This window comes from Methylosinus sp. RM1 (genome assembly GCF_011378635.1).
Taxonomy (GTDB): domain Bacteria; phylum Pseudomonadota; class Alphaproteobacteria; order Rhizobiales; family Beijerinckiaceae; genus Methylosinus; species Methylosinus sporium.
This window is the reverse complement of record NZ_WOVC01000005.1, coordinates 24,862-45,651: the sequence shown is the minus strand read 5'-3', so window position 1 is coordinate 45,651 and position 20,790 is coordinate 24,862. Positions and strand designations below refer to the sequence as shown.

The following is a 20,790-nucleotide window of genomic DNA, read 5'->3' as shown; positions in this document are numbered from 1 at the left end:
TCTAGCATAGGATGGAACCATGTTCGTTAGATTTCTGTTAACCTTGGCGACAATCGCTTCTTTGACGACTGTCGCGCGCGGCGCTCCAGCCATTTACGTGACGCGGTCGCAGATACCGACGACGACGATCTCTAGTGAGGTTCAGTCATTCATCACTGCTGGTTATGCGAGTGTGTTCGATGGCGGCGAGGGTTGCGAATGGACGCGCGCGACGGTCTCCGCACCGGGCGCTGTTCAGTCGGCCGATGGCGCATATTGGGCGCTCTCGCGAACCAGCGCGATCGATATCAAATGCGTCGGCGGTCTCGCGTCATCATCTGACGTCTATCCAGCGCTCGTAGCGGCGTCGCAGATCGCTCGCGCACCAAATCCTGGCATTGACTCGTTCGGGCAAATACTGATTTCGAATAAATATCCATATCTTACGCTCGCGACGCCAGGACTTACGACTTACAATGGCGAAGGCATAAATGGCTGTGCGGCTGGAACCGCAGTCATCAATACTACATTTACGTCTGGAACAGCGATCACGACGACAGGCGGCGGCGTCAATTTGGACTGTTTGGCGCTGATTGGTGCGACCGGGAATCACGCGACCGGATTCCAACTCGGTGTCGGCGCGTCAGATCAGGCTGGCCAGCAGCGCGTCGTCAGGGATACAACTGTTCGCGGCTTCGAGCGTGGTATTTACAGTGCATCTGGGGCGGGATGGCAGTTTTCAAATGTCGTGGTCGATAACTTCACGACTGTCGGCGTCGAGATCGACAACCCAACATGCGATGCTGGCGATTGGTTCATAAATGGTCTCGTTGTTGGCGGCCCTGATGGCGCGACGTATCCGACGAGTAAGGGTGTTAAGTGGGATTGTTCCGGCGGCGGCAAAATCACAGGACTGAAGATTTTCTACGGTGCGTATGGCTGGTATTCGGCTCCGACAGCCGGGACGGTAGACATGCAGTTCGCGGCCAACTCCATAGAAGGGCAGTCGGTCGCCGGCATGTATTTCGTATCGAATGGTGGCTCGCTTGGCCATGTCACTATTGCGAGCAGTGAGTTCGGCGGCCTTCCAGAGGGGATCGTTCTCGTTTCCGGCGTCGCTGCCGTCACCTTCGTTGGAAACACATGCGCGAACATCGGCATAGCGTGCATTCGCATCGAAGACGGCGTTGGCCGTGTCGTTGTCGGGTCTAACGATTACGATCCCAACTCCGTCCCGATCATAGACAACCGCGTCAATGCGCTTTCGATGTGGGGCCATCTCGATAGAGATTATGATAGGCCAGTCGCGTTTTCGAGCGACAGCGTGTGGACTGATCTTGCTAGCTATACAATTCCAATGAATGGCTATTCAACTAAGTTGACATTGTTTTTCGAAGGCCAGCTGAGCGGTAGCGGATTTGTTACTCGTGACATGACTATGATCTTAAAAAACACTGGCTCTGGTGTAAGTGTGTATTTCGATCGTGATATCACAACAACTACAGGTGGGATATTTGATCTGAACATCAGAACGAGCGGAAACACGATGACGGTCGAAGTTCGCCGACAATCTGGCGTCGGAACAAACTTCTTTGGCACGATGACGCAGCACGTCGAAGGGCCGTTGCAATCCTATAGATTCCTGTGAGGACAGACATGAAAATCCTTATCATCGTCGCGGTCACAATGCTTTGCGGCGCGTCTCTCGCCGATCCAGTGTCGGTTTCTGACTCATGGGTCAAAGTCGGCTCAGGACGCGGAACTGTGCGAGTCCAGAGTGCCGGAACAATTGTCGTGCGGCAATCTTCAAGTGTTCCGACAACGGAAGAGCCCGATGCTTTCGTCGATGGTCAGACGCATAACTTCGTGCGCATGTGCGGTCAGATGGATGATATATGGGCTAAAATCGTCGATGACGATGTCTCAGACGTGGTCGTTAACTTCGAGCCGGATGTTCGATCGGACTGCGCCTGCCACAGTCGTTGGACGCTAATTGCCTGTGAGAAAGGGCGTGATAAATGAAAAAGCTCATCGTCACAGCGCTTTTCGTCGCCATGTCCACGATTGGCGTCTCCGCCATTGCTGGCGAGTCGTGTGTCAACGATAATTGCACGAGCAATCGTTCGTTTTCATGGGCGCCTCAACAAATATTCAATGCGCCGACGCTGCAAAAAGCGGAGACCGTCGCGTCTCTGGGGACGTGCGTCTCAGGCCAGATGGGCGCGATGGCGACGATCTCCGATGGCGATGTCGGCATAGGCATAGGACAGCCCGTCGTTCATACGGGCGGGGCTTCTACCTACTATGTCGTCACTTGCAATGGCTCGGCGTGGGTCTCTGTGAGCAGCTTGTATGCTCTGACGCAATCCGCCTCCGACAACTCGACGAAGATCGCGACGACGGCGTTCTTCGTCGCGCAGCTCGGCCAGCCGCATACATGGTCGGCGCTACAGACCTTCGGGAGCGAGATTCACTTTAATCATGCCGGCGGGGCGATCCTCGGCAATCTGTATTACGACGGTAACTTCCGATATTACGCCAACGGGTTCGGCGCTCAACTCGCTTTCAACAATAGCATGGGAGGCATCACGATCTATGCGGCGCCCAGCAACAGCGGCGGCGCCGGCGCGCTGGCTACGCCGGCGCCTATTTTCAACCTGTCTCAGACCGGCGCATTGCAGCTTCCAACCTACACTACGGCCGGCGTGCTGACCAATGACGCCTCGGGCAATGTGACGACCACGGTTGGCGTAACGGACTCGGGCGCTTCATGCACGATCACCGCCATCACAAAAGGCGTGATCACCGGTGCGTCTTGCGCCAAGTGACATCGACCGGCGCCGACGCCGCGCCGCAGATCGGCGCGACGTCGACCAATCTGTTCGCCTTCCTTGTGCTCGCCTGACATCCCGGCGCGTGTCTCGTGTCCCGAGCTGATCTGCGCTCGGCCGCTCTGACGGCTTCTTTACCGAAAGGCTCTCCCATATGACGACGATCTCCGCCCTCGCGGCTTCCGCGGGGTCTCTCGACATGGGCGCGATTCAGCGCGCGCTCAACGCCGGCGGCGCGCATCTCGCCGAGGATGGCGAGACCGGCCCGGCGACGCGCTCGGCGATCTATGCAGCCGTGCAGGCCCGCGTCGGCGGCGTCGCGGCGCCGTGGAGCGCCGAGCGCCTGCGCATCGCCTATGAGCAGATCATGCTGCGCGACGCTGGCCTCTATCGCGGCGCCATCGATGGCGTCGCCGGCCCGCAGACGCGCGCGGCGCTGGCGCAGTGGAGCGCGCCGGTCCCGGCGTCGCCCGCGTCTCTGCCGCCCTGGCTCGTCGTCGCGCGCTCCTATATCGGGACGCATGAAGGCGTGGGCGCGATGGATAACCCGAAGATCGTGGAGCTCTACGCGCTCTCCGGCCATCCGGAAGTCGAGCATGACGCCGTTCCGTGGTGCGCGGCTTTCGTCGGCGCCTGTCTGCGCAAATCGGGACTACCGTCGACGGGCACGCTCAGGGCGATCGACTACGCCGGGTACGGCGACCGGCTGGCGAGCCCTGTCGTCGGCGCGATCGCGACAAAGAAGCGGGACGGCGGTGGTCACGTGTTCTTCGTGGTCGATTTCGACGAGACCCAAATCTGGGGCCTCGGAGGAAATCAGTCGGATTCAGTCAATGTCGCGCGCTATTCGCGCTCGGTGATCCACTCGATGAGCTGGCCGCACGGCGTCCCGCTGCCGGCGCGGCCTCGAGACGGCGCGTTTCGAATAAGCGCCGTCTCGGCTGGAAGCGAAGCATGAAAGGAGCCGATCGCTCGCGGATGTGAATTTGTCGATCTCGTAACCCAAAAAGCTCTTCTGTCGACCGGAAAGGAAAAAGGATGAACATTCCCTCCATCTTCGTTCGGATCATCGACCGCGCTGTCGAACCGTCCACCTGGGCCGGGACCGGCGTCCTCGCGGCGATCGTGCATTCGATCGCGCCGGGCGCGCTCGGCGATGGCGTTCTGGCGGCGGGGGCGGCGATTTGCGGCCTGATCGCCATCGTCGCGCCCGAGCGCAAGCCGGCATGACGCGCTCGGCGGCGTCGGAGGCTCAGCCTTCGACGCCGCCCACCCGGCGGGAGCGAAGCGGCGTTCACTCGGCGTTCAGCAGGCGCATCGCATAGATTTTGCGGGGAAAAGCGAGAATGCGTCGGATCGTGTCGAAACTATTGGCCTTCATCGTCGCCGTTCTGCCGCCCGCTCTCGCGCCGGCCGCGGATCGGCCCGCATGGCAATGCCTGACCGTCGCCGAGACCCGACAGCTCATCGCGGATCGGCGGCTCGGCGATCCTTTCGCGCTGATGCAGGCGCAGAGCATTTCCGCCCATGCCGAGCCGATCAATGCGCGTCTGTGCCGCGAGCAGGAGGACCTCGTCTATGAGATCAGCCTGCTGCGCCGCGATGGGCGGGTGATGCGGATTTATCTCGACGCCGCGACCGGCCAGCCCCATGCTGGCCATAAAGAGCGCTGAAAAGACGATTCGTTCGGGCTGACGGAGGCGGGGCTTGCGGCTTCTGGTCGTAGAGGATGACAAGGATTTGAACCGGCAGCTCGTCTCCGCGCTGGAGCAGGCGGGCTATGCGGTCGATCGCGCTTTCGACGGCGAGGAGGGCCATTTTCTCGGCGACACCGAGCCCTATGACGCGGTGGTGCTCGACATCGGCCTGCCGAAGAAGGACGGCGTCACCGTGCTCGAGGAGTGGCGCGCGGGGGGGCGGATCATGCCCGTGCTGATCCTCACCGCGCGCGACCGCTGGAGCGACAAGGTGCAGGGTTTCGACGCCGGCGCCGACGATTATGTGGCCAAGCCCTTCCATATGGAGGAGCTGCTCGCGCGGCTGCGCGCGCTGCTGCGCCGCGCCGCCGGCCATGCGACGAGCGAGATCGTCTGCGGCCCGGTGCGGCTCGACACAAAGGCCGGGCGCGTCGTCGTCGACGGCGCGGCGGTCAAGCTCACCTCGCATGAATATCGGCTGCTCGCCTATCTGATGCATCATTCCGGCCGGGTCGTGTCGCGCAGCGAGATCGTGGAGCATCTCTACGATCAGGACTTCGACCGCGACTCCAATACGATCGAGGTGTTCGTTGGACGGCTGCGCAAGAAGCTCGGCGTCGATCTCATCCAGACGGTGCGCGGGCTCGGCTATATTGCGGCGCCGCCGGAACCGGCGAAGCGCTGAGACGCGATGCCGCGGCTCGGCTTTCCGGGGCGATCGATCGCGGCGCGGCTGTTCTTCGCCGCGGCGGCGCTCAGCTCCGTCGTGCTGATGATCGCCGGCCTCGCCCTCACCGAATATTATCGCCGCACGGCGGAAGACGTGTTCGAGCAGCGGCTCGGCGTCTATCTGCGCGCCATTGTCGCGGATGTCTCCGAATCGGGCGAGGATGGGCGCAGCGGACCGGGGCAGCTCGGCGATCCGCAATTCGAGCTGGCGCGCTCCGGCTGGTATTGGCAGATCACCCGTCTCGACAATGAGGCGCATGAGATAAAGGCCTCGCGCTCGCTCTTCGCCGCGCGCCTGCCCAGACTCTCCGATCTGCATGTTCCGGCGGAGACCGGCGGCGTGCGGCGCGGCGGCGCGCTCGGGCCGGACGGACGCTGGCTGCGCATTGTCGAGCGCGTCATCGATGTCGGCGACATCGGCGTCTATCTCGTGCAGGTCGCCGCGACGACGGAGGAGACGGAGCATCAGATCGCGCGTTTTCGCTGGTCGCTCATCGTCGCTTTCTCGCTGCTCGCCATCGCCTTGGCGCTCGCCACCGCGGTGCAGGTGAGCGTCGGCCTGCGGCCGCTCAAATTGCTACAGCGGGAATTGTCGCTCATTCGCCGTGGCGAGCGCGGACACATAGAGAGCGCCTATCCGACCGACGTCGCGCCGCTCGCCGAAGAGCTCAATCTGATGATCTCGGCCAATCGCGACATTGTGGAGCGCTCGCGCACCCAGGTCGGCAATCTCGCCCATGCGTTGAAAACGCCGCTCAGCGTGATCGTCAATGAGGCGGACGCCGCGCCCTCGCCGCTCGCCGCCAAGGTGAGCGAGCAGGCGACTTTGATGCGCGATCAGATTTCCTTCTATCTCGAGCGGGCGCGGGCGGCGGCGCGCGCCGGCGCGATCGGCGCGACGACCGAGGTCGCGCCGGTGGCGGCGGCGCTGCTGCGAACTTTCGGCAAAATCTACGGCGAGCGCGGCGTCGCCTTTTCCGGCGAGGCGGCGGCGGAGCTGCGCTTTCTCGGCGAGCGGCAGGATTTGGAGGAAATTGTCGGCAATCTGCTCGACAATGCCGGCAAATGGGCGGCGAGCGAGGTGCGGCTGTCCGTGGCTTTGGAGAATGCCGAAGCCGGGCGCAGCCGGCTCGTCTTCACCATTGACGATGATGGTCCGGGTCTCGCGGCAGAGTTTCGCGCGCAGGCGACCCGGCGCGGCCAGCGGCTCGACGAGACGAAGCCGGGAACGGGGCTCGGCCTTTCGATCGTCGCGCATCTCACCGCCGACTATGGCGGCTCGCTCGCCCTCGACGACAGTCCGCTCGGCGGCCTGCGCGCGCAGGCGCGCCTGCCGGGCCTTTGACAGGGCGAAAGCCTTCCGGCAAGAGGAAAAAAGATTGCGAGAGCGGAGAGGTCTCATGTCGAGAAAGCCAGGGTCGGCGTTCGTCGGAGCGGCGATGGCGTTTTGCGCAGCGCTCGCGGTTTCCGGCTGCAATTCGACCCAAAACTCCCTTCCGACCGCGGCGGTCGCTGCGGCGCCCGAGCCGCCGGCGCCGGGCGTAGTCGGCGTGACCATCGGCCGCGAGCTCGCCGCTGCGGATCGCGCGACGGCCGTCGCCGCGCAGCAGGAGGCGGTCGCCTCGGGCGCGCGAAAGAGCTGGCGCGGAACGCATGGCGCCTATGGCTTCATCGATCCGGGGCCGGAGGCGGCCCTCGGCGGTTGCCGCGATTATACGCATAAGATATTCATCGACGGCCGGCCGCAGCAGGCCAAGGGGCAGGCGTGCAAGAAGCCCGACGGCGGCTGGCGCGTGACGAGCTGAGCGTTCGCGGGCGGATCGACCGATCGAGGCGCGACGCGGTCGGTGGTGCGGACGGCGGGGATCGAACCCGCATGGGCATGGCCCGAGGGATTTTAAGTCCCTTGCGTCTACCGGTTCCGCCACGTCCGCGATTCGCGCAGTGATAGCGCAGCGCGCAGGCCTCGGCAAACAGCGACCTCAACCTCGGGTTAACCATGAAGGCGATAAGCCTCGACGGTTCGCGCTGGAGCCGCCGCGCGCTTCGGGCCTCGAGCGCCGGGGAGTCGATTGCTCACCTCGACCGATCACAATTTCCGCGACGACATCGATGGTGCGCGGTCGTCTCGAATCGCCTTCGGAATCATCGCGCCGTTCGCCGCCTGTGCGGCGATTTTCCTGCTGCTGCGGCCCTATTACGGGCTCGAGCACGACGCGGTCATCTATATGGGCCGCGGTCTCGCCGATCTCGATCCGCAGGGCGTCGGCCGCGACATCATGTTCCGCTTCGACGGCCAATCGAAATTCAGCGTTTTCTCGCGGCTGGTCGATTTTTTGATTCCCGTTCTGGGCCTCGCTGTCGCGGCGAAAACGCTCGCTCTCGCGGGTTGCGCGCTCTGGTTCGCGGCGCTAGCGGCGCTGGCCTCGCGATTGGCGCGAGGAAGCGCCCTCTTCGCGCTGCTGCTGCTAGCCGCCTGTTTCGACAGCTCCTATGGAGGATTCGGCGTCTTTCATTTCGCCGAGCCCTTCGCGACGCCGCGGCCTTTCGCCGAAGCTTTCGTGCTCGCCGCTTTCGCCGCGCTGCTCGCCGATCGGCGCCGGGCTGCGGCCGGCTGCTTGCTGGCGGCTGCGGCCTTTCATCCGATCATCGCCGCGCCCGGCGTCGTGGTCGCTCTGCTCTATGAAGGGGTGAGAGACCGGCGGATTTTCCTCGCCGCGCTCATCGCCGGGACGGCGGCCCTGGTCGCGGCCTTTGCCGGCGCGCCTCTGCTCGAAAGGCTGACTGCGCGCATCGATCCGCAATGGGCGGCGATCATCTCGGCGCGCAGCGATTATATTTTCCTCTCCGATTGGCCGCCCGGCACATGGATCGCGACTCTGCGCCAGGCGAGCACGCTGCTGCTCGCCGCGAGCCTCGCGCCGCCTCATGCGCGGCGGCTTTTCTTTTGCCTGATCGCGGCGGCCTGCCTCGGCCTTTCGGCGAGCTACGCGCTCGGCGATCTGATGATGCGCGAGCTCGGCGCGCAGGCGCAGAGTTGGCGCGCGCTCTGGCTCGCCGCCGCTTTCGCGCCGCTGGCGCTCGGACTCTGCGCTCCGACGCTGTGGCGGGACGGCGCGCAGGGGCGCATCGCGCTCGCGCTTCTCGTGACCAGCTGGATTTTGCGCGCGGCGCCGGAGAGCGCCTTGCTCGCGCTCGTCGGCGCCCTCGCTTGGTGGAGCCGAGAGCGTTGGAGCCATATTTCGCTGGCGCTGCTCGAGCGCGCGCTCTTTGCGCTCTGCGGTCTCTGCGCCATTGTCATATTCGGCGCGGCGCTCTGGTTCGCGTGGGAATATGCGCGCGCCGCGCCGAGCCGAGAGGGGATATTGTCGTCTGTGCTTCGCGCCGGCGAGCCGGCCTATGTCCCGCTTCTCTTCGTCTCGCTCTTTCTGCTCGTCGGGACGCGGCGGCCGCGCCCGCTCCTTCCGATTGCCGCCGCGGCGGTCGCCGCACCGCTCGCGGCCTTCTGCTGGATCTATGAACCTTTCCCGCTCCGATCGGCGGATATGCGTCCGCCGGAGCTGGAGGCGATCGTCGCGAGCCGGGCCGGCGAGGTTCTGTGGCTCAACGACAAGCTCGCGCCCTGGGTTTGGCTCGGCCGCGCCAATTGGGCGTCTGCGGTGCAGGGGTCTGGAGTCGTGTTCTCGCGCGAGAAGGCGCTGATCTGGTGGGAGCGGATGGGCGTTTTGCGCGATCTCGGCTGGGTCGCCGACAGCGCTCTGCGGCGGCGGACGGACGATGTGATCGATTTTCCGTCCTTCACCCGCGCGTCGCTGGAGAGATTATGCGGGCGATCGGACGCGCCGGCCTGGGTCGTCGGCGCGGTCGAATCGCCGCAGGCGCTCGCCGAAGGGCTGGAGGCGCGCTTCTGGCGTGGGCCGACGCGCTTCTCGCTGCATCTTTCCGAGGGGGCTGCGCATTGGACGCCGATCGCGCATTACGCCATTTTCGATTGCGCGGTCTATCGGCCCGCGGGATAGGCGGGATCAGGGCGCGCCTTTGGCGATCGGCGCCTGAAAGGTGAGGCCGGTGTCCCAGGGGAAATAGATCCAAGTGTCCTGCGACACTTCGGTGATGAAAGTGTCCACCAGCGGCCGGCCCTGCGGCTTGGCGTAGACGGTCGCGAAATGCGCCTTGGGCAGCAGAGCGCGCACGACTTTCGCCGTCGCCCCCGTATCGACCAGATCGTCGACGATCAGCACCTCCTCGCTCGGGAGCGTGAGGATCGTCTCCGAGAGCGGCTTCAGCACGCGAACATCGCCGCGCCGCGTCTCTTCCTCATAGCTCGCGACGCCGATCGTATCGATGACGCGAATGCCGAGCTCGCGCGCCACAATGCCGGCCGGCACCAGACCGCCGCGCGTCACCGCGACGATGGCCGAAAAGCCGCCGACCGCCGCGAGCCGCCAGGCGAGCGCGCGCGCATCGCGGTGGAACGCATCCCAGGACACGGGAAAGGCCTTGTCTTCCATCTGTGACTCCTCGCCGGGATTCTCCCGGCCGTCAGATCGGCGTTCCATTGGCGGAAAGATGCGTGATCAGCGCGCGGACCTTTTGCGCAGCGGCCTCGAGCTCGGCGCCGTCGCGGCTGCGCAGCACGATCTGATTGCGTACGCCGGCGCTGGAGAAGGAAGGGTACGAGCCGACCGTCACCCGTTCATGCTCCTTGGCGATGCGCTCGAGATTGGCGGCGTAGCGCCCTTCAGGAATATTATGGGCGTCGACGGTCGCGACCTGCACCTTCACGCCCTTGACGATGCGCCCGGCGGCGGCGTCCAACATGGCCTGCATGATGATCGGCACGCCAGCCATGACGATGACATTGCCGATCATGAAGCCCGGCGCCTTGGAAATGGCGTTCTCGATGAGATCCGCGCCTTGCGGAATACGGGCCATGCGACGGCGCGCTGGATTGAGGTCCTGGAGGGCGATGCGCTCCAGCAGCATGGCGATGGCGCGCTCGTCCTCGCCGATCGGCACGCCGAAGGCCTTGGCCACGGCGTCGGCGGTGATGTCGTCATGGGTGGGGCCGATCCCGCCCGTGGTGAAGACATAGCCATAGCGGAAGCGCAGCGCGTTCAGAGCCGCGACGATCTCCTCCTCTATGTCCGGCACGACGCGGACCTCGCGCAGGTCGATTCCCAATTCGCCGAGATATTTGGCGATATAATTGGTATTGAGGTCCTGCGTGCGGCCGGAGAGGATCTCGTCGCCGATCACGAGCACGGCGGCCGTCACTATGTCTTCGCGCTCCATCTGGCCGCTCCTCGGGGACAATCTGGCCGAAAGTCTATGCCAGCGCCGCCGCCCTGGCCAGCGGGCGGGCCGGCCGCGCGCCGCGCGCATCTTGCTTTGCGGCGCCAATTTCTTAATTTATAAGCTGAAGCCGGCGACCAACAACAGAGAGCGCAGCATGACATTCGTCGAGTCCCATCTCGCGGGCTCGGGCCGCAAAAGTGGCCAGATCAAGCTTCACGGTCCCGAGGATTTCGAGGGGATGCGTCGCGCCGGCCGGTTGACGGCCGAGGCGCTGGACATGCTCGTCCCCTATGTGAAGCCCGGCGTCACCACCAAGGCGCTGGACGATCTCGTCTTCGACTTCGCCATAGCCAATGGCGCCTATCCCGCGCCGCTCGATTATCGCGGCTATCGCAAATCCATCTGCACCTCGATCAATCACGTCGTCTGCCACGGCATTCCGGACGAGAAGCCGCTGCGCGACGGCGATATCGTCAATGTGGACGTGACCTTCATCGTCGACGGCTGGCATGGCGATTCGAGCCGGATGTTCGCTGTGGGCGAGGCGCCGCGCCGCGCCCAGCGTCTCATCGACGTGACCTATGAGAGCCTGATGCGCGGCATCGCCGTGGTGAAGCCCGGCGCGACCACGGGCGACATAGGCGCGGCCATCCAGCGCTTCGCCGAGGCCGAGCGCTGCTCGGTCGTGCGCGATTTCTGCGGCCATGGGCTCGGCCGCCTGTTCCACGACGAGCCGAATATTCTGCATTACGGCGTCGCCGGGCAGGGCGTGGAGCTTCGGCCCGGCATGTTCTTCACGATAGAGCCGATGATCAATCTCGGCCGGCCGCAGGTGAAGATACTCGGCGACGGCTGGACCGCCGTCACCCGCGACCGCTCGCTCTCGGCGCAGTTCGAGCATTCGCTCGGCGTGACCGAGACGGGGGTGGAAATCTTCACCGCTTCGCCCGCCGGGCTCGACAATCCCAATGGAGCCTCGCCGAACACGGCCGCCAGCGCCGAATGAGCGAGACGCGCGTCCCCAGGCGGCGACCGGCCGGCGAGAAACCCGCCGACGGTCTGCGCGAGGAGGCGCCGCATTTTCATGGCCATAGGCAGAGGCTGCGCGACCGTTTCCTGGAGGCGGGCGAGGCCGCGCTCGCCGATTACGAGCTGTTGGAGTTGGTGCTCTATCGCGCCATTCCGCGGCGCGACGTCAAGCCGCTGGCCAAGGCGCTGATCGCGCGTTTCGGCTCATTCTCCGAGGTGGCGGCGGCGCGGCCGGAGCGGCTGCGCGAGATCGACGGGCTCGGCGAGGCGGCGATCTGCGAGATCAAGCTGATGGAGGCCTCGGCCCGGCGCCTCGCACGCGGCGCGCTGCAGAAGCGGACCGTGCTCGGCTCCTTCATGGATGTGATCGACTATTGCCGCACGGCTATGGCCTATGCCGAGCGTGAGGAGTTCCGCATTCTCTTCCTCGACAAGCGCAATGCGCTGATCGCCGATGAGGTGCAGGGCGTCGGCACGGTGGATCATACGCCCGTCTATCCGCGCGAAGTGGTGCGGCGGGCGCTGGAATTGGGCTCTTCCGCGCTGATATTGGCGCATAATCACCCGTCCGGCGATCCGACGCCATCCACCGCCGACATACGCATGACGCTGGACATCATCGCCATAGCGCAGCCATTCGGCATAGCGGTGCACGATCATCTGATCGTCGGGCGGAATGGGCATTCGAGCTTGAAGGGGCTGAAGCTCATTTGAGAAAGCGTGCATACGACAAACACCGGATATTCATATTTGTTGGCCATTTAATTGCTTCTCGAAATTTGCTCGCCTGCAGGGATTGATCGCCGACTCTCGAATGGCTAGGTTTAATCGGAGGCGAAAAATGGCGGTTTTTGCGATCATAGCTCAAAAAAATGCGAACGCCGAGAATCTGCCATCGGCAATTGCAACGCAGTTTCCCGACGATCATTTGCAACTGGGAAATGGAGTTTGGCTGGTCGCGGCAAAGAGGACGGCCAAGGAAGTTTCGGACACGCTCGGCGTCACCGATGGTTCAAATGGAAATGCGGTAATCATCGAGGCGTCGACATATTATGGGCGAGCTGGAAATAATATATGGGCATGGATTAAAGATAAGTGGGAGGCCACAATAAATGGCTAGAAAGCCCACAAATGGCGATATCGGCGATAATGCGGCTACTCCGAAGGAGTATCCGCAGACCAACCCTCCTATAGAGCTATATCCAACGTCTGATATCAGGTTCGTTATCCTGGAGATTGGAAAACTTTCCACGAAAGTGGAGAGGCTTGTCGAAGATGTGAATAAGAGTTCCGAAAAGATAGGCGATTTATCCAAAAAAATGGCAATGTTCGAAACGGCGGCGAAAACGATCGCTGGCGCAATAGGCATTTTTGCGTTGGTTTTCTGGTGGGCGTTTGGTGATTATGTAAAATCGGTTGTGACAAGTTCGATTAGAACGGCATTTATTGAGCAGGGAGCCAAGGCGGCGCCAAACGCGACCGATGGTCTCGCCGGGGGAGGAAAAAAGGATACGGCGAGCCCGTCGAACTAATGGCGGTCGGGCGCTCTTGTCGAGATACGCGAAAGATTCAAGAGGCTTGCCTACAAGCGTGATCGATATTGTTGGTATATAGCCTTAGTGATCGCTCACCGAGGGGCCGTCAACCCGCCACGAGGTCCGTTGCCTTCCTTCGCCGTCACGCCGCTCATCATCGCCACTGCGCTCTTCATGGAGAATCTCGACGGCACAGTGCTGGCCACCGCGCTGCCCGCCATGGCCGCCGATCTGCATGAAGATCCCATAGCGCTGAAGCTGGCGCTCACCTCCTATCTTCTGTCGCTGGCCGTCTTCATTCCGCTCTCCGGCTGGGTCGCCGATCGCTATGGCGCGCGACGGGTGTTTCGCGCGGCGATACTCGTCTTCACCTTCGGCTCAATTCTCTGCGGCTTCTCCACCTCGCTGGCCGGCGTCGTTTCGTCGCGAATCGTGCAGGGGCTCGGCGGGGCGATGATGGTTCCGGTGGGGCGGCTCGTGCTGCTGCGCGTCGCGCCGCGTCACGATCTCGTGCGCGCGCTCGCCTATCTCACCATTCCGGCGCTCATCGGCCCTGTGGTGGGGCCGCCGCTCGGCGGCTTCATCGCCACTTATTTCCATTGGCGCTATATTTTTTGGATCAATGTGCCGATCGGCCTTCTCGGCGTCACGCTCGTCACCCGCTATATTCCAGATCTGCGCGAGGAGAGCGTTCCGCCGCTCGATGTGACCGGCTTTCTGCTGTCGGGCTTCGGACTGTCGAGCCTCGTCTTCGGGCTCGGCGCGCTGGGGCAGGGAATTGTTCCAGTTCCGGCGGCGGCGGGGCTCGTCGCCGCGGGCGTTATCGCGCTCTTCCTCTATGTGCGCCATGCGCGGCGGACGCCGCATCCGATCATCGATCTCGATCTCTTGCGCGTGCCGAGTTTTCACGCCTCCATTGTCGGAGGCTTTCTGTTCCGCATGGGGCTCGGGGCTTCGCCGTTTCTACTGCCGCTGATGTTGCAGACCGGCTTCGGCCTCACGGCGTTTCAATCGGGCTCGCTGACCTTCATCGCCGCAATCGGCGCCATAGCGATGAAGACGACGGCGCAGCCCATTCTGAACCGTTTCGGCTTTCGCCGCGTGCTCATCGTCAATGCGTTGATCTCGGCGGGCTTCTTCTGCTTCAATGCGCTGTTCACGCCGGCGACGCCGCATTGGCTCATCATGAGCCTGCTGCTCGCCGGCGGCTTCTTCCGCTCGTTGCAATTCACGGCGCTGAATGCGATCGGCTATGCCGACATAGAGGATGCGGCGATGAGCAGAGCGACGAGCTTTGCTTCTGCCGGCCAGCAATTATCGCTCTCGGCCGGCGTTTCGCTCGGCGCCGCGGCGCTGGAGACGGCGCGCGCGCTGCATGGCGGCGGCGAGTTGCGGCTCGCGGATTTCGATGCGGCGTTTCTCGTCGTCGCGGCGGTCTCGGCTGCTTCGATCGTCGTTTTTCGCGGGCTGGCGGCGAATGCGGGCGAAAGGCTGACAGGGAAAGAATCGATCGAGGCCGACGGGGCGGCCTAACCCCCGCGAAATCCGGTGGCGAGCACATAGAGCTCGGCGGAATCGGCGCGGCTCGCCGCCGGCTTCACATGGCGCACTTGCGCGAAATCGCGCTTCAGCGCCGCCAGCAATTGGCCCTCCGTGCCGCCCTGCAGCACTTTGGCGACGAAGAATCCGCCGGGCGCCAGCACATCTCGAGCGAAATCCACGGCCAGCTCGGCGAGCGCGACGATCTTCAAATGGTCGGTCTGCTTGTGGCCGGTGGCGTTGGCGGCCATGTCGGACATCACGCCATCGGCGCCGCCGCCGAGCATGGCCTTGATCCGCTCCGGCGCGGTCTCCTCATTGAAGTCCATCACCGTGAATTCGACGCCGGCGATGGGCTCCATATCGAGGAGGTCGATGCCGACGACCTTGCCTCTGCCCTCGGCCGACTTCACCCGCGTCGCGGCGATCTGCGACCAGCCGCCCGGCGCGGCGCCGAGATCGACGATGCGCTTTCCTGGCGCGAAGAGCTTGTAGCGCTCGTCCATCTCCAGCAGCTTATAGGCCGCGCGCGAGCGATATCCGTCGCGCTTGGCCTGCGCCACATAGGGATCGTTGAGTTGGCGCTCGAGCCAGAGCGTCGATGACAGCGAGCGCTTCCTCGCGGTCTTCACGCGCTCCTTCAGCGAGCGGCCGCCTTCTCGTCCCCCTGCGCCCGATTTCGTCATGCCAGCACCGCTTCGCGCGGCGCGAAGGTTCCGTCCGCCTCCTGCTCCATCGCGATATGGCGATGGTGGAAGGCGAGCAGGCTCGAGCGATGGCCGATGGAGACGATCGTCGTATTGGGCAGGCGCTCGCGCAGCATGGCGTAGATCTCTCCCTCGAGCTTCTCGTCCAGCGCAGATGTCGCCTCGTCGAGGAACAGCCAGTCGGGCTCGGCGAGCAGCGCCCTGGCGACGGCGACGCGCTGCTGCTCGCCGCCGGAGAGGCGCTGGCCCCAATTGCTCACCTCCTCGAGATGGGCGACGAAGTTCGGCAGGCGCGCGGCCTCCAACGCCTCGGCGATCGCATGGGGCGAATAGGTCTCCGGCTCCGCCGGATAGGCGACGGCGCGGGCGAGCGAGCCGATCGGCACATAGGGCCGCTGCGGGAGCAGCATCACGCGCGCATCGGCGGGAATGTCGATCCGTCCTTCGCAATAGGGCCAAATGCCCGCGACGGCGCGGAACAAAGTCGATTTGCCGGAGCCCGAGGGGCCGGTCAGCAGCACCGATTCGCCGGACGCGAATTCGAGATGCTTCGCCTCGACGAGGCGGCGGCCGTCCGGCAGGGTGAGCGTCACGTCCAGCGCTATGTCGCGCGTCTGCACGGGGTGGGTCGGCGTCGCCGCGCGAAGCTCGTCGGCGCGGTCGGCGGCCGCGTCGAAAGAGGCCAGTCGGTCGAGCACCGATCGGAAATCGGAGAGCGCGACATAGTAATCGATAAAAAACGCGAGCGCGCTTTCGACGCTTCCGAAGGCGTCGGCCGCCTGGCGCATCACGCCGAGCTTGATCGTGCCGGCGAAGAAGAAGGGCGCGGTCAGCGCATAGGGAATGATGATCGACAATTGGCCGTAAGTAGCCGTGAAGGAGACGAGCTTCTTGCGGCGGTCGATGATGGCGAAATAATTGGAGACGATCGCGCCGAAGCGTTGCGCGAGCGTCGCGCGCTCCGCGTTCTCGCCGCCGAGCAGCGCGATTTGCTCTCCATATTCGCGCAGGCGCGCCAAAGAGAAGCGGAAATCGGCCTCGCGGCGCTGCTTTTCGAAAAGCAGAGTGGTGAGCGGCCAGCCGATCAGATGCGTCGTCACCGTGCCGAACGTCGCATAGACCAGCGCTGCCCAGAACAGGAAGCCCGGGATGGCGATGTCGCCGAAGGTGAAGGCGCTGGAAATGTCCCAGAGCACGATCGAATAGGAGACGAGAGAGCTGAGCTTGGAGATCAGCAGGATCGAATAGGAGTAGATTCCATAGCCGGAATCGCCGCCGTCGATGAATCGGTTGACGTCTTCCGCGATGCGCTGGTCGGGGTTGTCGGTCGCCCCGCCGGCGAGCGCCATGGCGTAGTGGCGGCGTCCGCCCAGCCAGCGCGTGACGTAATGCAGCGTCAGCCATTTGCGCCATCGGATGATCAGCGTCGACTGCACCACATATTCGATGACGGCGGAGAGAATGGCGACGAAGGCCCAGGGCGTGAAGCCAAAGAGGAACAGGCGCCAGAACTCGGCCGCGTTCATCTCCTGGAGAGCCGTGTAATAGTCGCGGCGGATGAAGGAGAGGCGCACGCCGATGGCGACCTGAGCCTGATTGATGAGCACCAGCGCCACGATCATCGCCACGGCGATCCAGGTCTCGCGCGTCGCAAAAAGCGAGCGGCCGCGGAGAGCGACGTCGCCTCTCTCCCGCGAATCGAAATAGAGATCGGCGATGCGCGTCATCTCGCGCACGATGCGGATGTGCGAAATCGCGAAGACGACGATCGAGAAGACGGCGACGGTGAGCGACATGCTCTCCGGCAGCGTGTAATCGGCGAGGGAGGCGGGCCACAACCTTTCGACCTCGAGCAGACGCACGAGGCCGAAGACGATGGTCTCTACCGAGAAGATGGAGACGAATATCTTCAGAAAGCTCGAGATGGCGGCGCTGCGCCATGTGGTGAAGGCGCAGAGCCCGGCTGTCGCGGCGAGGAGAAAGAGGCTTGCGTCGCCGAGGTGAACGCCCGCTGCGAGCGATAGCGCCGCGAAGACGGCGACGGCCGCGCCGAGTCCTTGCATGTCTTGTCCTCTCAATGGTCGCGCCGCGTGGAGCGTCGCTTTGGGCGCAGTAATCTCGAGAATGCGCCAATGGCGTGGCCGCCGGCCGCTTTCGCTTTGCGAATAGCGCGCTTTCGGGCGCAAGAGCAAATCGGCTTCCGCCGCGACGTCCCTTCGCCGTGGAAGGATATTGCTCGAGCGGCGCCGTAGCTGGAAGCGTAGCGCTCCTTCCGGCTCGCGAAGAGAAAAGCCTACGTCGTTCCCCGGCCGACGGAAAAGATTCGCTGTTCTCCGCCGCCGCGCTCCGTGTGGCGGCGGAGAAACGACGCGTTCTTGACTTCCCGCGCCGTTACGGCCAGTTTCCGCGCCGCTTCGCTAGGCTCCCGAGCCGCAATCCCGTGTCGTTCGCCTCATGCGCTCCTATCTCGACTTCGAAAAGCCCGTCGCCGAATTGGAGACCAAGGTGGAGGAGCTGCGCGCGCTGTCCAAGGGCGACGGCGTGTCCATCGCCGACGAGCTCGCCAAGCTCGAGGCCAAGGCCCAAAAGGCGCTGGCCGATCTCTACGCCAGCCTCACGCCGACGCAGAAAATCCAGGTCGCGCGCCATGCGCAGCGACCGCATTTCTCCGACTATGTGCGGCTTTTGTTCAGCGAGTTCACTCCGCTCGCCGGCGACCGCCTGTTCGGCGAGGACGCGGCCATCGTCGGCGGCTTCGCGCGCTTTCGCGGCGAGCCGGTCTGTCTCATCGGCCAGGAGAAGGGCTCCGATACGGAGAGCCGGCTCGAGCATAATTTCGGCATGGCGCGGCCGGAGGGCTATCGCAAGGCCGCGCGTCTCATGGAACTCGCCGACCGATTCGGCCTGCCGGTCATATCGCTGGTGGACACATTCGGCGCCTTTCCGGGCATAGACGCCGAGCAGCGCGGCCAAGCGGAGGCCATCGCCCGCTCCATAGATGTCTCGCTGTCGCTCGGCGTGCCCAATGTGGCGGTAGTGGTGGGCGAGGGCGGCTCTGGCGGCGCCATCGCCATCGCCAGCTGCAACAAGGTGCTGATGCTGGAGCATTCCGTCTATACGGTCGCCTCGCCCGAGGCCTCGGCCTCCATTTTGTGGCGCGACTCCTCCAAGGCGCAGGACGCCGCCACCAGCATGAAGATCACCGCCCAGGACCTGCTGAAATTCGGCATTATCGACGTCATCGTCGCCGAGCCGCCGGGTGGCGCTCATCGCGACCCGGAGACGGCGGTCGCCGCCGTCGGCGAGGGCATAGACGATGCGCTGGCCGGCCTCGCCAATCTTTCCCGCCCGCAGATCGTCGAGGCGCGCGCCGAGCGCTTTCTCTCGGTCGGCCGCAAGGTCTGAGCAGACGAAATTCTCCTGCTCCAGCATTCGACGAACTCGACTTCGTGGTCGGCGCCGGTTTCGTCGTGTCGACCATTCGTTAACCTTGGGGGCGACGGACGCCCTCTGCCGGGCGGCGACAGTCACGCTCTGGCCTTATTCTTCCTCTTGCGTTAGAAAGACGTTGGTAATTCGGCGTCTATTGTGATGCTAGCGTGCCTGGGCGTGATTCGCGCCCTCGGGTCGCGGATCTCGAGAAACGGGGCGAGAATGAATCTCTTCCGAAACGTCGGGCGTTTCGCCCCCTGGGGGCTCGTCGGCGCGGCAGCGCTTTCGCTCGCCGCCTGCGAGGATCTCGGCTCCGGCTCGCAGCGCGCGCTGTCGCCCATTCCGCCCGAGACCTTGGCGCTGATGGAGCAGGCCGGCGTCACCAAGGAATCGCCGACCCTCATTCGCTCCTATAAAAAAGAGGCCGAGTTCCAAATCTGGAAGCAGCGGCCCGACGGGCGCTACGCCTATCTCAAGACCTTCCCCATGTGCCGCTGGTCCGGCCAGCTCGGGCCGAAGGTTCGCGAGGGCGACCGGCAGGCGCCGGAGGGGTTCTATTCCATCACCCCCGGGCAGATGAATCCGAACTCCGCCTATTATCTCTCCTTCAACGTCGGCTATCCCAACGCCTATGACCGCGCCTACGGCCATAGCGGCGGCTCGATAATGGTGCATGGCGCCTGCTCCTCGGCCGGCTGCTTCTCCATGACCGATCGGCAGATCGCCGAGATCTATGCGATCCTGCGCACCTCCTTCAACAATGGCCAGCGCTCGATCCAGATGCAGTCCTATCCGTTCAAGATGACGGCGGAGAATCTGGCCAAGCACAGGCTCGATCCCAATATCGGCTTTTGGAAGCAGCTGAAGGAAGGCTCCGACCATTTCGAAGTCGCCGGCAAGGAGCCGAGCGTCGGCGTCTGCAATCGACGCTATGTCTTCGACGCGACCTCGGCCAATGGCCAGCCGCTCGACGCCAGCGCCGCCTGCCCGCCGCTGCGCCGCAATGCGGAGATAGAGGCGCAGGTCGCGCAAAAGGCGGCCGCGGACGACGCCAAAGTCGCGGAACTGGCGGCGGCTGGCTTGCGGCCTGTGCGCGTCGTCTATCAGGATGGCGGCCAGCATCCCGATTTCCACGCCCGCATCGCCGAGGTGAGCCGGCCCGAGGCGCTGGTCGCGCCGATCGAGATCGCGCTCGACGAGAAGACCGGCAAGTCGCGTTCGCCGGTCATCGCCATGAGCGCGGCCATGAGCGCAGCCAAGGCCAAGAAGGAGACCGAGTTCAAGGTCGCGGCGCATGAGGCCACGATCGTGAAGCAAGCGGAAGCCGCCCCGCCGGCCGAGCCGGCCAAGGCCGGCGCTTTCGCCGTCGCGACGGATTCGATCGGCGGTCTGCTCGGCCTCACCAAGGAGCCGCCGGCCGCGCCCGCGGTCCAGAGCGAGCCTGTCGCCAAAACCGAGCCGATCAAGGCGAGCGCCAAGACGGAGGTTTCCAGCGTCAAAGCCGATGCTTCCAAGACAGAGGCGACGAAGGCCAGCAAAGCCGTTTCGGTCAAGCCGGCGGTGATCGCGACCGCGGTCGTCGCCAAGTCGAGCGGGGCGAAGCCCGCCGCGACTTCTTCTCAGGCGCCGGCGTCGCTGCCGTCGCATCGCGCCGCCGATCCGGCGAAAAAGCCGCAGGCCTCACTCGGGGCCGAGCGACGCGCCAAGGTCGCGGCGGCCATGGGCGGCGCGTCGGGACTGCGCGAGGCCTTGCCGCCGGTCCCCGCGCGGCCCTGATCGAAGAAAACCCACAGATTTTGTGATCTTACGATCCGCCTGACAGCGGATCGTCTCAATTTTGCCTGCATTCGTCGGAAAAAGGCGTCGCGAGCGTTGCTGTTCGCTGCGGCCGCGCGCCGGAAATCGCCACCTAAATATCGCTCTCGATGCGACATTGTGGCGGTCCTCCAAAAAGGCGCTTGACACTTGTGCGCCGCAGCAATACAACAGTGCGACGCAGCGAGAACTTCTCTCG

21 protein-coding genes and 1 tRNA gene are annotated in these 20,790 nt (G+C 64.2%); 17 read left to right on the top strand and 5 right to left on the bottom strand.

Annotated features, from left to right (window positions below):
* The first annotated feature begins 19 nt into the window (after positions 1-19).
* From FMZ75_RS04580 to FMZ75_RS04540, 9 genes are all read left to right on the top strand, one after another.
* Entirely contained in the window at positions 20-1,627 is a 1,608-nt protein-coding gene (locus FMZ75_RS04580) for a hypothetical protein (RefSeq protein WP_166141496.1), read from the top strand.
* Between the two features lie 8 nt (positions 1,628-1,635).
* The gene (locus tag FMZ75_RS04575; RefSeq protein ID WP_166141495.1) at positions 1,636-2,001 is read left to right on the top strand and encodes a hypothetical protein; all 366 of its coding nucleotides are present in this window, start codon (positions 1,636-1,638) and stop codon (positions 1,999-2,001) included.
* Positions 1,998-2,807: a hypothetical protein gene (locus FMZ75_RS04570; protein WP_166141494.1), complete on the top strand. Its 810-nt coding sequence runs from the start codon at positions 1,998-2,000 to the stop codon at positions 2,805-2,807. The genes FMZ75_RS04575 and FMZ75_RS04570 overlap by 4 nt, the downstream gene beginning before the upstream one ends.
* A gap of 157 nt (positions 2,808-2,964) precedes the next feature.
* The gene (locus FMZ75_RS04565) at positions 2,965-3,768 is read left to right on the top strand and encodes a TIGR02594 family protein (protein ID WP_166141493.1); all 804 of its coding nucleotides are present in this window, start codon (positions 2,965-2,967) and stop codon (positions 3,766-3,768) included.
* 80 nt (positions 3,769-3,848) lie between these two features.
* Positions 3,849-4,040 (top strand): hypothetical protein, encoded by a 192-nt coding sequence (locus FMZ75_RS04560; protein WP_166141492.1) that lies wholly within the window; start codon positions 3,849-3,851, stop codon positions 4,038-4,040.
* Positions 4,041-4,156: 116 nt separating this feature from the next.
* Positions 4,157-4,483 (top strand): PepSY domain-containing protein, encoded by a 327-nt coding sequence (locus tag FMZ75_RS04555; protein ID WP_108916317.1) that lies wholly within the window; start codon positions 4,157-4,159, stop codon positions 4,481-4,483.
* Positions 4,484-4,517: 34 nt separating this feature from the next.
* Complete coding sequence (locus tag FMZ75_RS04550) at positions 4,518-5,192, top strand: response regulator transcription factor (RefSeq protein ID WP_108916318.1); 675 nt, start codon at positions 4,518-4,520, stop codon at positions 5,190-5,192.
* A gap of 6 nt (positions 5,193-5,198) precedes the next feature.
* The gene (locus FMZ75_RS04545) at positions 5,199-6,581 is read left to right on the top strand and encodes a sensor histidine kinase (RefSeq protein WP_166141491.1); all 1,383 of its coding nucleotides are present in this window, start codon (positions 5,199-5,201) and stop codon (positions 6,579-6,581) included.
* 55 nt (positions 6,582-6,636) lie between these two features.
* Positions 6,637-7,041 (top strand): hypothetical protein, encoded by a 405-nt coding sequence (locus FMZ75_RS04540; protein WP_108916320.1) that lies wholly within the window; start codon positions 6,637-6,639, stop codon positions 7,039-7,041.
* Between the two features lie 43 nt (positions 7,042-7,084).
* Here FMZ75_RS04540 and FMZ75_RS04535 read toward each other — a convergent pair.
* A tRNA-Leu gene (locus FMZ75_RS04535) sits at positions 7,085-7,170 on the bottom strand.
* A gap of 138 nt (positions 7,171-7,308) precedes the next feature.
* Between FMZ75_RS04535 and FMZ75_RS04530 the strand changes: the two genes are divergently transcribed.
* The gene (locus tag FMZ75_RS04530; RefSeq protein WP_166141490.1) at positions 7,309-9,255 is read left to right on the top strand and encodes a hypothetical protein; all 1,947 of its coding nucleotides are present in this window, start codon (positions 7,309-7,311) and stop codon (positions 9,253-9,255) included.
* 6 nt (positions 9,256-9,261) lie between these two features.
* Here the strand turns inward: FMZ75_RS04530 and gpt are convergent, their stop codons facing one another.
* Together gpt and FMZ75_RS04520 are read right to left on the bottom strand one after the other, a co-directional pair.
* The gene (gene gpt / locus FMZ75_RS04525) at positions 9,262-9,747 is read right to left on the bottom strand and encodes a xanthine phosphoribosyltransferase (RefSeq protein WP_108916322.1); all 486 of its coding nucleotides are present in this window, start codon (positions 9,745-9,747) and stop codon (positions 9,262-9,264) included.
* A gap of 31 nt (positions 9,748-9,778) precedes the next feature.
* Positions 9,779-10,531 (bottom strand): molybdopterin-binding protein, encoded by a 753-nt coding sequence (locus tag FMZ75_RS04520; RefSeq protein ID WP_166141489.1) that lies wholly within the window; start codon positions 10,529-10,531, stop codon positions 9,779-9,781.
* A gap of 157 nt (positions 10,532-10,688) precedes the next feature.
* On the opposite strand from FMZ75_RS04520, the gene map reads away from it, so the two are divergent.
* The 5 genes from map (at position 10,689) to FMZ75_RS04495 (ending at position 14,631) form a co-directional block, all read left to right on the top strand.
* The gene (gene map / locus FMZ75_RS04515; protein WP_166141488.1) at positions 10,689-11,540 is read left to right on the top strand and encodes a type I methionyl aminopeptidase; all 852 of its coding nucleotides are present in this window, start codon (positions 10,689-10,691) and stop codon (positions 11,538-11,540) included.
* Positions 11,537-12,277, top strand: coding sequence for a DNA repair protein RadC (gene radC, locus FMZ75_RS04510; protein WP_166141487.1), 741 nt, complete (start codon positions 11,537-11,539; stop codon positions 12,275-12,277). The genes map and radC overlap by 4 nt, the downstream gene beginning before the upstream one ends.
* 127 nt (positions 12,278-12,404) lie before the next feature.
* Positions 12,405-12,683, top strand: a complete 279-nt coding sequence (locus FMZ75_RS04505) for a hypothetical protein (protein ID WP_166141486.1) — start codon at positions 12,405-12,407, stop codon at positions 12,681-12,683.
* On the top strand, positions 12,676-13,095 hold the full coding sequence (locus FMZ75_RS04500) for a hypothetical protein (protein WP_166141485.1): 420 nt from the start codon (positions 12,676-12,678) through the stop codon (positions 13,093-13,095). Before FMZ75_RS04505 ends, FMZ75_RS04500 begins: the two co-directional genes overlap by 8 nt.
* A gap of 129 nt (positions 13,096-13,224) precedes the next feature.
* Positions 13,225-14,631, top strand: coding sequence for a DHA2 family efflux MFS transporter permease subunit (locus tag FMZ75_RS04495; RefSeq protein WP_166141484.1), 1,407 nt, complete (start codon positions 13,225-13,227; stop codon positions 14,629-14,631).
* On the opposite strand, the gene FMZ75_RS04490 is transcribed toward FMZ75_RS04495, so the two are convergent.
* On the bottom strand, positions 14,628-15,323 hold the full coding sequence (locus FMZ75_RS04490; protein WP_166141483.1) for an RlmE family RNA methyltransferase: 696 nt from the start codon (positions 15,321-15,323) through the stop codon (positions 14,628-14,630). The genes FMZ75_RS04495 and FMZ75_RS04490 overlap by 4 nt on opposite strands.
* Positions 15,320-17,407 carry an ABC transporter ATP-binding protein/permease gene (locus FMZ75_RS04485; protein WP_166141482.1) on the bottom strand — a complete coding sequence of 696 codons (2,088 nt, stop codon included), beginning with the start codon at positions 17,405-17,407 and terminating at the stop codon, positions 15,320-15,322. Before FMZ75_RS04485 ends, FMZ75_RS04490 begins: the two co-directional genes overlap by 4 nt.
* Before the next feature lie 391 nt (positions 17,408-17,798).
* Between FMZ75_RS04485 and FMZ75_RS04480 the strand changes: the two genes are divergently transcribed.
* Positions 17,799-18,749: an acetyl-CoA carboxylase carboxyltransferase subunit alpha gene (locus tag FMZ75_RS04480; RefSeq protein ID WP_108916327.1), complete on the top strand. Its 951-nt coding sequence runs from the start codon at positions 17,799-17,801 to the stop codon at positions 18,747-18,749.
* 249 nt (positions 18,750-18,998) lie between these two features.
* Positions 18,999-20,552, top strand: a complete 1,554-nt coding sequence (locus FMZ75_RS04475; protein WP_166141481.1) for a murein L,D-transpeptidase family protein — start codon at positions 18,999-19,001, stop codon at positions 20,550-20,552.
* Positions 20,553-20,790 lie beyond the last annotated feature (238 nt).

Bases quoted from the DNA above. Each gene is read 5' to 3' on its own strand.
- FMZ75_RS04580 (WP_166141496.1), top strand. From the start codon at position 20: ATGTTCGTTAGATTTCTGTTAACCTTGGCGACAATCGCTTCTTTGACG.
- FMZ75_RS04575 (WP_166141495.1), top strand. From the start codon at position 1,636: ATGAAAATCCTTATCATCGTCGCGGTCACAATGCTTTGCGGCGCGTCT.
- FMZ75_RS04570 (WP_166141494.1), top strand. From the start codon at position 1,998: ATGAAAAAGCTCATCGTCACAGCGCTTTTCGTCGCCATGTCCACGATT.
- FMZ75_RS04565 (WP_166141493.1), top strand. From the start codon at position 2,965: ATGACGACGATCTCCGCCCTCGCGGCTTCCGCGGGGTCTCTCGACATG.
- FMZ75_RS04560 (WP_166141492.1), top strand. From the start codon at position 3,849: ATGAACATTCCCTCCATCTTCGTTCGGATCATCGACCGCGCTGTCGAA.
- FMZ75_RS04555 (WP_108916317.1), top strand. From the start codon at position 4,157: ATGCGTCGGATCGTGTCGAAACTATTGGCCTTCATCGTCGCCGTTCTG.
- FMZ75_RS04545 (WP_166141491.1), top strand. From the start codon at position 5,199: ATGCCGCGGCTCGGCTTTCCGGGGCGATCGATCGCGGCGCGGCTGTTC.
- FMZ75_RS04540 (WP_108916320.1), top strand. From the start codon at position 6,637: ATGTCGAGAAAGCCAGGGTCGGCGTTCGTCGGAGCGGCGATGGCGTTT.
- gpt (WP_108916322.1), bottom strand. From the start codon at position 9,747: ATGGAAGACAAGGCCTTTCCCGTGTCCTGGGATGCGTTCCACCGCGAT.
- FMZ75_RS04520 (WP_166141489.1), bottom strand. From the start codon at position 10,531: ATGGAGCGCGAAGACATAGTGACGGCCGCCGTGCTCGTGATCGGCGAC.
- map (WP_166141488.1), top strand. From the start codon at position 10,689: ATGACATTCGTCGAGTCCCATCTCGCGGGCTCGGGCCGCAAAAGTGGC.
- radC (WP_166141487.1), top strand. From the start codon at position 11,537: ATGAGCGAGACGCGCGTCCCCAGGCGGCGACCGGCCGGCGAGAAACCC.
- FMZ75_RS04505 (WP_166141486.1), top strand. From the start codon at position 12,405: ATGGCGGTTTTTGCGATCATAGCTCAAAAAAATGCGAACGCCGAGAAT.
- FMZ75_RS04500 (WP_166141485.1), top strand. From the start codon at position 12,676: ATGGCTAGAAAGCCCACAAATGGCGATATCGGCGATAATGCGGCTACT.
- FMZ75_RS04490 (WP_166141483.1), bottom strand. From the start codon at position 15,323: ATGACGAAATCGGGCGCAGGGGGACGAGAAGGCGGCCGCTCGCTGAAG.
- FMZ75_RS04485 (WP_166141482.1), bottom strand. From the start codon at position 17,407: ATGCAAGGACTCGGCGCGGCCGTCGCCGTCTTCGCGGCGCTATCGCTC.
- FMZ75_RS04480 (WP_108916327.1), top strand. From the start codon at position 17,799: ATGCGCTCCTATCTCGACTTCGAAAAGCCCGTCGCCGAATTGGAGACC.
- FMZ75_RS04475 (WP_166141481.1), top strand. From the start codon at position 18,999: ATGAATCTCTTCCGAAACGTCGGGCGTTTCGCCCCCTGGGGGCTCGTC.